The organism is Burkholderia sp. Se-20373 (genome assembly GCF_017104705.1).
Lineage (GTDB): Bacteria > Pseudomonadota > Gammaproteobacteria > Burkholderiales > Burkholderiaceae > Burkholderia.
The window spans coordinates 24,226-35,420 of record NZ_JAAGPH010000082.1 but is presented as its reverse complement, the minus strand read 5'-3'; the positions used below and the strand labels follow the sequence as shown (position 1 = coordinate 35,420).

Sequence of the window (11,195 nt, the reverse complement as noted above, 5' to 3'; positions counted from 1 at the left end):
CGCCGCGCCGAACGGCGCGTGGATCCGGTTGTTCGACAGGATCGACGCGGTCATCGGCTCCAGGAAGCGGATCCGCCGCACCGCGCCGTCGCCGCCGCGCCAGCGCCCGCCGCCGCCCGACCCGGCGCGGATCCGGTGCGAGTCGAGCCGCACCGGGTAGCGCCATTCGAGCACCTCCGGATCGGTGAGCCGCGAGTTCGTCATGTGCGTCTGCACCGCGCCGACGCCCGCGAACCCGTCACCGGCGCCGCTGCCGCCCGCAATCGTCTCGTAGTACTGGTAGCGATCGTTGCCGAATGTGAAGTTGTTCATCGTTCCCTGGCTCGACGCGACGCAGCCGAGCGCGCCGTACAGCGCGTTGGTGATGGCCGACGACGTCTCGACGTTGCCCGACACGACCGCCGCCGGATACTCGGGGTTCAGCATCGAGCGCGCGGGCACGATCACCGTGAGCGGCTTCAGGCAGCCGGCGTTCAGCGGGATGTCGTCGCCGACCAGCGTGCGGAACACGTACAGCACGGCGGCCATGCACACGGCCTTCGGCGCGTTGAAGTTGTTGTCGAGCTGCGCGGACGTGCCCGTGAAATCGATTTCCGCGCGCCGCGCCGCCCGGTCGACGCGGATCGCGACGCGAATCTCCGCACCGTTGTCGAGCGGGTAGCGGTACGCGCCGTCCTGCAGCGCGCCGATCACGCGCCGCACGGCTTCTTCCGCGTTGTCCTGCACGTGCCCCATGAACGCGAGCACGACGTCGCGGCCGAACTGCGCGACCATCCGGCGCAGCTCGTCGACGCCCTTCTGGTTCGCCGCGACCTGCGCGCGCAGGTCGGCCATGTTCTGCTCGACGTTGCGCGCCGGATAGCGGCCCGATGCGAGCAGCGCGCGGGTGTCCGCATCGCGCAGCGTGCCGGCCGACACGAGCTGCCAGTTGTCGATCAGCACGCCCTCCTCGTCGATGTGGGTCGAATCGGGCGGCATCGAGCCCGGCGTCGTGCCGCCGATGTCCGCGTGGTGGCCGCGCGAGCCGACGTAGAACAGCGGCGCGTCCGAGCCGTCCGCGAACACCGGCGTGATGACCGTCACGTCCGGCAGGTGCGTGCCGCCGTGATACGGGTCGTTCAGCATGAACACGTCGCCGTCGCGCATGCGGCCGCGGTTGCGCTCGATCACCGTGCGGATGCTCTCGCCCATCGAGCCGAGGTGCACGGGCATGTGCGGCGCGTTCGCGATCAGGTTGCCGTCGCCGTCGAAGATCGCGCACGAGAAGTCGAGCCGCTCCTTGATGTTCACCGAGTACGCGGTGTTCTGCAGCCGCAGCCCCATCTGCTCGGCGATCGACATGAACAGGTTGTTGAAGATCTCGAGCCGCACCGGGTCGGCGTCGGTGCCGAGCGAGCGGCGCGTCGGCAGCGGCGTCGTGCGCGTCAGCACGAGGTTGCCCTGCGCGGTCATCTGCGCGCGCCAGCCGGGCTCGACGACGGTCGTGCCGTTCTGCTCCGCGACGATCGCCGGGCCGTCGATCGCGTCGCCGGCCCGCAGCGTGTCGCGCACGTAGAGCGCCGCGTCGTGCCATTGGCCGCCGGAATGGAAGCGCACCGTGGAGTGGGCGCGCAGCGCGGCATCGTCGCCGTTGCCCGTGTGGCGCGGCGCGAGCGAGGCGATCTCCACCGGCGCGTCGGAGCGGCCGATCGCCTCGACCGACGCGAGCTCGGCGACGAGCGGCGTGCCGGGCATCAGGAACGCGTAGCGCTGCCGGTAGGCGGCCTCGAACGCCTGCTGCATCTCGGCGACGCTGCCGGCCGGCACGTCGAGCGCCGAATCGGTGCCCTGGTAGCGCAGGTGCACGCGCCGCTCGGTCGCGATCCGCTCCGGCGGCACGCCCTGTTCGAGCAGCGCGCCGACGGCCTCGTCGGCCAGCCGGTCGAGCGCGGCATGCAGCGCCGGCAATGAATCGTCGGACAACACCGCCTCGACCGCGCGCTCGCGCATCGCGGTCTGGTCGGCGAGGCCCATCCCGTAGGCGGACAGCACGCCCGCCAGCGGATGCGCGAACACCTGCGTCATGCCGAGCGCATCGGCGACGCCGCACGCGTGCTGGCCGCCCGCGCCGCCGAACGTCGTCAGCACGTAGCGCGACACGTCGTGGCCGCGCTGCACGGAAATCTTCTTGATCGCGTTCGCCATGCTGCCGATCGCGATTTCCAGGAAGCCTTCGGCGAGCGCCTCGGGCGTCTCGCGCCGCCCGGTCGCCGCGTGGATCTCGTCGGCGAGCGCGGCGAACTTCGCGACCACGCCGTCGCGGTCGAGCGGTTCGTCCGCGTGCGGGCCGAACACGCGCGGGAAATGGTCGGGCTGGATCTTGCCGAGCATCACGTTGCAGTCGGTCACCGTCAGCGGGCCGCCGCGCCGATAGGCGGCCGGCCCCGGGTTCGCGCCGGCCGATTCGGGCCCGACACGCAGCCGTGCGCCGTCGAAGCCGAGCACCGAGCCGCCGCCCGCGGCCACCGTATGGATGCTCATCATCGGCGCGCGCATCCGCACGCCGGCCACCTGCGTCTCGAACACGCGCTCGAATTCGCCGTGATAGTGCGACACGTCGGTCGACGTGCCGCCCATGTCGAAGCCGATCACGCGCTCGAAGCCGGCCGCCTGCGCGGCGCGCACCATCCCGACGATGCCGCCGGCAGGGCCCGACAGGATCGCGTCCTTGCCCTGGAACGCGTCGGCGCGCGTCAGCCCGCCGCTGCTCTGCATGAACTGCAGGTTCACACCGGGCATCTCGTGCGCGACCTGCTCGACGTAGCGGCGCAGGATCGGCGACAGGTACGCGTCGACGACGGTCGTATCGCCGCGCGACACCATCTTCATCAGCGGCGACACCTCGTGCGACACCGACACCTGCGTGAAGCCGATGCGGCGCGCCAGATCCGCCAGCGCGCGTTCGTGCGCGGTGTAGCGATAGCCGTGGATCAGCACGATCGCGAGCGCGCGCACGCCCGAGTCGAACACGCGGCGCAGCGACGCCTCGGCGCCCTGCGCATCGAACGGCACGACGACGTCGCCGTGCGCGCCGATACGCTCGTCGATCTCGACGACGGTCTCGTACAGCGCATCCGGCAGCACGATGTCGAGATCGAACAGACGCGGCCGGTTCTGGTACGCGATGCGCAGCACGTCGCGAAAGCCGCGCGTCGTCGCGAGCGCGGTGCGTTCGCCCTTGCGTTCGAGCAGCGCGTTGGTCGCGACCGTCGTGCCCATCTTCACCATGTCGACGCGCTCGGGCGTGATCGGCTCGCCGGCCGCGAGGCCGAGCAGGTGGCGAATGCCGGCCACGGCCGCGTCGCGGTACTGCTCGGGGTTCTCCGACAGCAGCTTGTGCGTGACGAGCGTGCCGTCGGGCCGGCGCGCGACGATGTCGGTGAAGGTGCCGCCGCGGTCGATCCAGAATTGCCAGCGTGCGGCGTCGGACGGAACGGAGGAAAGGTGTCGGTCAGTCATGATGTCGGGTCGATGCGTCGTTGAGTCGAGGGACGAGCGCCGCCGCACGGCGCGCGTCGCGCACCGTGTCACGGGGTCGGTCAAAGGGGAAGAAAAACGACGGGCGGGCCGCCCTTGCCGCTTACGCGGCGTCGAGTTCGCGGCCGCGGGTCTCGGGCAGCGTCAGCGCGGCGACGATCACCACGCCGTACGCGGCCACCGCGAAGAGGCCGATGCTCGTGCCGAGCCCGTATTGCTTGGACAGCGCGCCGATCAGGAACGGGAACAGCGCACCGATCGCGCGGCCCACGTTGTAGCAGAAGCCCTGGCCGGAACCGCGCACACGGGTCGGGAACAGTTCGGTGAGGAACGCGCCCATCCCCGAGAAGATGCCCGATGCGAAGAAGCCGAGCGGGAAGCCGAGCCACAGCATCGACGCGTTGGTCAGGTTCAGCGACGTGTACGCGAACGCGATCACCATCGAGCCCACCGCGAACAGGATGAAGTTCGGCTTGCGGCCCAGGCGGTCGGTCAGGTACGCGCTCGTCAGGTAGCCGACCCACGAGCCGAAGATGATCATCGCGAGATAGCCGCCGGTGCCCATCACCGTGAGGTGCCGCTCGGTCTTCAGGAAGGTCGGCAGCCACGTCGTGATCGCGTAGTAGCCACCCTGCGCGCCCGTCGTCAGCAGCGCCGCGCGCAGCGTCGTCGTGATCAGCTTCGGCGCGAAGATCTCGGTGAGGCGCGGCGCATCGGCCACTTTTGCCTGCGCGGCCTTCTCCTTCTCGTAGACGTCCGGCTCCTTCACGTAGCGGCGGATCGCGACGACCAGCAGCGCCGGCGCGAGGCCGACGAGGAACAGCGCGCGCCATGCCTGCTCGGCCGGCAGCACCGAGAACAGCAGCGCATACAGCAGCGCGCACAGCCCCCAGCCGATCGCCCAGCCCGACTGCACGAGGCCGACCGCCTTGCCGCGATCGCGCGCCCGGATCACTTCGCCGATCAGCACCGCGCCGGCCGTCCATTCGCCGCCGAAGCCGAAGCCCATCAGCGCGCGCGCCGCGAGCAGCTGGTGGTAGTTCTGCGCGAGCCCGCACAGCGCGGTGAACACGGCGAACCACAGCACGGTGAGCTGCAGCGTGCGCACGCGGCCGATCCGGTCGGACAGGATGCCGGCGATCCAGCCGCCGGCCGCCGACGCGAGCAGCGTGATCGTGCCGATGAAGCCCGCGTCGGCGAGCGAGATGCCCCAGGTCGCGACGAGCGTCGGGATCACGAACGACAGCATCTGCGTGTCCATCCCGTCGAGCATGTAGCCGACCTTGCAGCTCCAGAACGCGCGGCGCTCGCGCGGCTGCGCGTCCCCGTACCACGAGAACAGGCCGTTACGCTCGGGGCTCGCGGGCTCTGCGGCGTGCGCCGCGAGGGTCTTGCTTTCCATGGTGGTGCTCCTGTCGTTATCCGCCGTCGAATGGCGATCGTGCGTGCGGGGGGGTGTCGTGCCGGTGCGTCGTGCGGGTCATCGCCCCGGCTCAGAATACGGCCAGCGACGCGTTCGTGATGTCGGTCATCAGCATGTGGCCGGGCGTATGCGCGATCGCGATCGGCAGCTTCGCGTCCATCAGCGCGGTTTGCGGCGTCACGCCGCACGCCCAGAACACCGGCAGCTCGCCGTCGCGGATCGTCACCGCGTCGCCGAATTCGGGGGCGTTCAGGTCGGCGATGCCCAGCTCGCGCGGATCGCCGAGATGGATCGGCGCGCCGTGCACGCCCGGAAACCGGCTCGTGATCTGCACCGCGCGAATCGCGTCGGCGCCGCGCATCGGCCGCATCGACACGACGAGCTGGCCGCCGAAGATCCCCGCGCGGCGGTTCGGGATCGACGTGCGGTACATCGGTACGTTGCGCCCCTCCTCCACATGACGCAGGCCGATGCCTTCGCGCGCCAGCATGTCCTCGAACGAGAACGAGCAGCCGATCGCGAACACGACGAAATCGTCGCGCCACAGTGCCTCCAGCGATTCGACGCGTTCGGTCAGCCGGCCGTCGCGGTAGACGTTGTAGCTCGGCACGTCGGTGCGGATGTCGAGATCCTCGCCGAGCACGTCGACCCGGAACGCGCCCGGTTCGCCGACGCCCAGCAGCGGGCAGGCTTTCGGGTTCGCCTGGCAGAAGCGCAGAAAATCGTGCGCGAACGCGTCGGGCAGGATCGCGAGGTTCGCTTGCGCGTACGGGCCGCAGTGGCCGGCGGTCGGGCCGCGGAACGCGCCGTGGCGCACGGACTGGCGGAATTCGGCAGGGGTCATGAGGTTCTGTCGCAGATCGGTGTGTCGTCGGGATGACGGTGGCGTGTCATCGGTACAGCGAAGAGTAGAAAAGAAAAAATTTTGTCGCCAACGAGTTTTTTTGCGCTTCGTGTATAGAATTTCTTAACGGATCTCGGGGTTTTCCCCGGCTCCGTTCACTTTTCCTCACCGGCAAAGTGCGCGCTCACCCTCCGTCCGACCGCCATGAACACGCGTTTTCTCGAAACCTTCGTCACGCTCGCGAAGCTGCGCAACTTCCGCACGACGGCCGCCGCGCTGCACGCGACGCCGGCCGCGATCTCGCAGCGCGTGAAAGCGCTCGAGGACGAACTGCAGACGGTACTCGTCGACCGCGACAGCCGCGAATTCCGGCTCACGCCGAACGGCGAATACCTGCTCGGCTATGCGAAGGCCGTGGTCGAGGCGACGCAGGAGCTGCAGGCCGCGGCATCCGGCGAGCGCGCGCTGCGCGGCAAGCTGCGGCTCGGCGTGATCGAGACCGTCGTGCACAGCTGGCTGCCGCACTACATGCGGCGGCTGGCGGCCGACTATCCGCAGCTCGAGATCGACCTGACCGTCGACGTCAGCGTCGTGCTGCAGCGCCGGCTGATGGCCGGCGAGCTCGACCTGATCATCCGCGTGGAAGGCAGCGACGAGGCGTCGGTCGTGTGCGATGCGCTCGCGAACTACCCGGTGCGCTGGATCGCGCGCGCGGGGCTGCTGCCGAATACGCGCACGGGGCTGGCCAGGCAGGTGCTGCGCCAGCCGATTCTCACCTACGGGCGTGGTACGGCGCCGCATCGCGCGCTGGAGGATATCGTCCGCACGCTTGCGCATGCGCACGGCGTGCCGCTGTCGGACACGCGCATCACCGGGTCGCCGTCGATCTCGGTGATCGTGCAGCTCGTACGCGACGGGTTTGGCGTGGCGGCGATTCCGGTGCTGTTCGTCGATGCATTGATCGAAAGCGGTGAAGTCGTCGAGCTGCCGCTGCAGCCGTCGCCGCCGTCGATCGTCGTGTCGATGTCGCGGCGGGCCGATGCGCCGCGGTTCGTGCATGGCGCGTCGATTGCCGCGCGGGCGGCGTGTCACGAGTATTGCGAGAAGAGCAAGCGGCTGCTGGTTGAGGCGCTTTGAGGCGGTGTGCGTACCGCCATTCAACGGTAGCGCACAAAAAGAAAACTCATTTTCTTTAACGAAAGTCAAAGTCCGAAAAATCGTATTCATCCCATAGTCGGCGTCGAATTTCCGCGTTATCAATCTCGCTCCACGTGATAGACGAGATCGATGATGAAGAATGCACGAGGCCGCGAAATGGTCCGCCTGGGTGACTCAACCGACCACGGCGGCGAAGTCGTCGAATGCGCGCATGACCTGAAACATCTCGGAATTGGCGTAGCGCTTGATGGCCACGGCGTCCATTGTCCGAAATGCGGTGGCGTTTTTCCGTTGCTGGCGAGTGGCCGGCGCACGCATCACGGCCGGCGCGTGGGCTATCACGGCGACAAGACCGGGTGCGGTGCGACCATCATTGGTCAGCGGACGACAGGGGCAGCGTAAATGGCGCTTTTTGCTCAGGCTCGCACGCTGTCACTTGCGGGCGCGTCGTTGCCGACCTATGGCGTGGATGCGCTGCCGGTGTTCGTCCCGGTGCGCCTGCAAGGCACCGAAACCATCGGCCGCCTCGACGAATGCCGCTACCTCGTCACGCTGCGCACCGACGATGCCTATGCTGTTTCGCCGAGCCGCACGGCCGATCTCGATCTGGACAAGATAGTCGGCACGGAAGTCACCGTGTCGATCCAGCTCGAAGGCAAAGGTCGGTTCATGCCGGGGCTGGCGGGTAACACCGGGCGCGGCAACATCGGGGCGGGTACGCGCGAGATCACCGGATTGGTCGAAGTGGCACGGCTTGCCGGTCAGGATCGTGACGCGATCCTGTACGAACTCGAACTGCGGCCATGGCTCTATCGCGCGACCCTCACGCAGGATTGCCGCCTGTTTCAGGATATGACCGTCGTTGAAATCACCGACGCAGTCCTCTCGAAATATCCCTACCCCGTCGATAAGCGCCTCGGCGCCTTTCGGGGCGTCTACCCGAAACGCGACGTACAGCGACAGGCCTTCGAATCGGACTGGGCGTTCCTGCAACGGCTCTGGGAGGAATGGGGAATCTGGTGGTGGTTCGAACACGATGACGGCCATCACCGTCTTGTCCTGTGCGACACGATGGGCGGACACCAACCGCACGGGGAGGCTTACGAGACCTTGCGCTATCTGCCACCCGGCGGTCAGCGCATCGACGAGGAGCACATTCATACGCTGTCCGTGACCAGTCGCTTGACGGCAGGGTCCGTGAGCGTCACGGATTACGACTACACGCGGCCACGCGCGAGGCTGGGCACTACCGTGGAAGACCCTCGTCCGACGGCCAGCTCGGATGGCGAGATTTATGACTGGGGAGACTACAGTCAGCCGCTCGCCGGCGCGCAAGGACTGACGGGCAAGCCAAACGATACGGAGTGGGAGGCGCGGCACTTCGCGCGTGTGCGGCTTGAGGCGCAGCGCTGTGCCGGGCGACGGGCAAACGGTAAAGGGAGTTTGCGCGGCCTCACGGTCGGCCACACGTTTACGCTCGTCGGCCATCCGCAGCAGGCGGCGAATCGCGAGTATGTGGTTGTGACCTGCACGCTCGATATCGAGGAAGTCGCAGGGCGAGCCGGCAGCGCGCAGACCTATCGCGCCGACGCGCAATTCGAACTGCTGCCGACGAGCGAGCTGTTCCGGCTCGAGCGCAGCGTACGCAAGCCCATTATGGGCGGCCCCGAGAAAGCGATTGTCGTCGGCCCCGCCGGCCAGGAAATCTGGACGGACCAATACGGGCGAGTGAAGGTGCAATTCGCGTGGGACCGGCAAGGCCAGCACGACGAGAATTCGGGCATCTGGCTGCGTGTGCTGTCGCCTTGGCAAGGCATAGACATGGGCGCGACGTTCATCCCGCGCATCGGTCATGAGGTGACGGTGTCGCATTACTACGGCGACCCGGATTTGCCGGTGATCATCGGGAGCGCCGTCAATGCGTTCCGCCAGCCTGCACTGGAGCAGCCGCACAATCACGCGGTGTCGGTCATTCGTGGCCGGGAGCTCCATGGCACGGCATCCGGTCATCTGGCGATCGACGATACGCGGGAACAAATCCAGACGCAGCTTGCCAGCGACGCGGGCATGTCGATGCTGAGCCTCGGCAACCTTCGGCGCATTACCCGAAAAAAGGGCCGTGCCGATGCGCGTGGCAAAGGCTTCGATCTTCGCACCGACGATTGGGGCGTCGTTCGGGCGTTGAGGGGTTTGTTTGTATCGACGGACGGCCAACCGGGCGGCCCGGGTCATGCGAAGGACGCCAAGGAGGCCATCGGCCGACTCACTCGGGCGCGCGAGTTGCAGGAAAGCCTCACAGGCCTGGCGCAACGGCATCAGGCACAACAACCCGATGCGGATCAGAGCGACGTGGCCAAGGCGATCAATGCGCGCAACGACGCGATTCGAGGCAATACGCCGGCCGGCCCGGACGATTTCCCGGAATTGACAGAGGCGGACATCGTACTGGCCGGACCAGCCGGATTCAGTGTGGCCGCTGAGCGTAGCGCTCATATTGCGAGCGGCGAGGATGTCGCCATAACGAGCGGCCGCCATGTCGGGCTTGCCGTGGGGCGTTCGCTGTTCGCGAGCGTGTCGAATACGTTCTCGCTGTTCGTGCACAAGGCCGGCATGGCGCTCGTCGCCGCGGCGGGGAAAGTGCGGATTGAAGCGCAGACCGATGGTGTCGACGTGACCGCCAGGAAGGCAATCCAGATCACGAGCACGGGCGACAGTATCCACCTGCACGCGGCAGAGGAAATCGTGCTGCACGCGGGCAGTACGGAGGTTCGCATCAGCGATCAAGGTTACGTCGTGCGGACGGCCGGCGAACATACGATCTATGCAGGCAGTCATCAGACAGACGAAGGCCAGGTGCGACCCATGCGCCTGCCGGTCACACCCGCCAATCCGGGGCAGTACGCGGCGCACTTCGTGCTGTTGGAGCATGACAGCGGATTTGCGCTGCCGAACCAGCCGTACCGGGTCACGCTCGACAACGGACGCGTGATCGAGGGCGTAAGTAACGAGCTGGGCGAAACGGAAGTCGTGACGAGCCACGATATCGCGTTCGGCACGGTGGAACTGCTGGCGGCGAGCGATCCGGACAAGGTGACTGCGGTGAATCGGGCCGCCATCGGGCGCGAGAACACGACGCCCTACACCGCGCAAGCGCCGAACGCCGACAAACGCAACACGACGATCAAGGGCAAGAAAGTCAGCACCCCGGAACAGGGAGCGACGTCCGAGCGTCAGCCGGCCGCGTTCGCGACCTGCGATCCGCTGAACTTCGGGTTGCGCTTCCATCACTTCATCGACGGGGCTAAACAGGGTGATGCACCTCCAGACATGCCGGTGCGCCGGGATGTCGAGTATCCGGTGGCGAAGGCCTATGCGGTAGCGATCAAGAAGGCACTCAACGGGATCGAGTGGGGCAGGTTCGATACGTTGAGCGGCGAGATATCGGATGAGGCAAAGGAAAGCATCGCGCTTGCGGTTGGCAATGTATTGAATACCGCCCTTGCGGCTGGGCCGTTTGGATTGCCAAGTGGTTCTTCAGGGGACCCGATGAAGTCAAATGGGGCGACTCCCAAGATCGATATTGTTAATGCAATGGACGGTTTTGCCAAATACAACATGCGTCCGGATGTCAGCGCGTCATTTGTTGCCAGATACTGGGTAATAGCTATCCAGGAGAGAGAAGTCGAGAAAATTGTTGCATCCAATAATGCGACCTCCTTGGATGGAAGCCTGAATGCATTCGCGGATTTGCTTTATCACGAGGCACGACATTGCCAGCAAACATTCTGGATGATGGCCTTGCTTCAACAACATCCGAGCGACTATGTAATCTTCTCTCAGTCTATGAAAGTATATAAGGCCAACTCTCCAAATGAGATTTTTGCGGTCTCAGAGAAGGCAAAAATTCCCGATGATGGACGGGTTGCTGCCGGACTTCATCGCATGTTGATTTTCCATTATTACTGGATGATTTCGCACATGCAAAATCAGACAGGCGGATCCTATGTGAAGCCCGATGTGCCAATTGCACAGGCCGAGGTGTGCAAGCTGTTGAGAGTGTCGCCAGAAACGGCGGCCAAGATGGTGGAATTCGAAGAGGGATACCGGAGCCAGTTACATGAAGAAGATGCTTATGCGTGTGCAGAGGTGGTGCAAGCCTATTGGGACCGCCCTGGTCGTGCTTTCGTGCGTAACCCCGGTACATGCACAGGAGGATACGATGCTTCACTTAACACCGTTAGGGGAGGGATTTGA

General features: G+C 66.3%; 6 protein-coding genes. 3 read left to right on the top strand and 3 right to left on the bottom strand.

The genetic code is table 11. The features are described 5' to 3' along the window. From G3N96_RS24210 to G3N96_RS24200, 3 genes are all read right to left on the bottom strand, one after another. A partial coding sequence (locus tag G3N96_RS24210) for a hydantoinase B/oxoprolinase family protein (protein WP_206138737.1) occupies nt 1-3,498 on the bottom strand: 3,498 nt, incomplete at its 3' end. 121 nt (nt 3,499-3,619) lie between these two features. Continuing rightward, nucleotides 3,620-4,918: an MFS transporter gene (locus G3N96_RS24205; protein ID WP_089497680.1), complete on the bottom strand. Its 1,299-nt coding sequence runs from the start codon at nt 4,916-4,918 to the stop codon at nt 3,620-3,622. A gap of 91 nt (nt 4,919-5,009) precedes the next feature. Further along, nucleotides 5,010-5,783 carry a putative hydro-lyase gene (locus G3N96_RS24200; RefSeq protein WP_206138736.1) on the bottom strand — a complete coding sequence of 258 codons (774 nt, stop codon included), beginning with the start codon at nt 5,781-5,783 and terminating at the stop codon, nt 5,010-5,012. 204 nt (nt 5,784-5,987) lie between these two features. Here G3N96_RS24200 and G3N96_RS24195 point away from each other — a divergent pair, with 204 nt between their 5' ends. The 3 genes from G3N96_RS24195 (at nt 5,988) to tssI (ending at nt 11,195) form a co-directional block, all read left to right on the top strand. Continuing rightward, nucleotides 5,988-6,920 (top strand): LysR family transcriptional regulator, encoded by a 933-nt coding sequence (locus tag G3N96_RS24195; protein ID WP_206138735.1) that lies wholly within the window; start codon nt 5,988-5,990, stop codon nt 6,918-6,920. 153 nt (nt 6,921-7,073) lie between these two features. Continuing rightward, entirely contained in the window at nt 7,074-7,343 is a 270-nt protein-coding gene (locus G3N96_RS24190) for a PAAR domain-containing protein (protein ID WP_089475613.1), read from the top strand. Then, nucleotides 7,344-11,195, top strand: a complete 3,852-nt coding sequence (gene tssI / locus G3N96_RS24185; RefSeq protein ID WP_206138734.1) for a type VI secretion system Vgr family protein — start codon at nt 7,344-7,346, stop codon at nt 11,193-11,195.

Excerpts from the sequence above, each read along its gene's own strand:
- G3N96_RS24205 (WP_089497680.1), bottom strand. The coding sequence starts at position 4,918 with ATGGAAAGCAAGACCCTCGCGGCGCACGCCGCAGAGCCCGCGAGCCCC.
- G3N96_RS24200 (WP_206138736.1), bottom strand. The coding sequence starts at position 5,783 with ATGACCCCTGCCGAATTCCGCCAGTCCGTGCGCCACGGCGCGTTCCGC.
- G3N96_RS24195 (WP_206138735.1), top strand. The coding sequence starts at position 5,988 with ATGAACACGCGTTTTCTCGAAACCTTCGTCACGCTCGCGAAGCTGCGC.
- G3N96_RS24190 (WP_089475613.1), top strand. The coding sequence starts at position 7,074 with ATGAAGAATGCACGAGGCCGCGAAATGGTCCGCCTGGGTGACTCAACC.
- tssI (WP_206138734.1), top strand. The coding sequence starts at position 7,344 with ATGGCGCTTTTTGCTCAGGCTCGCACGCTGTCACTTGCGGGCGCGTCG.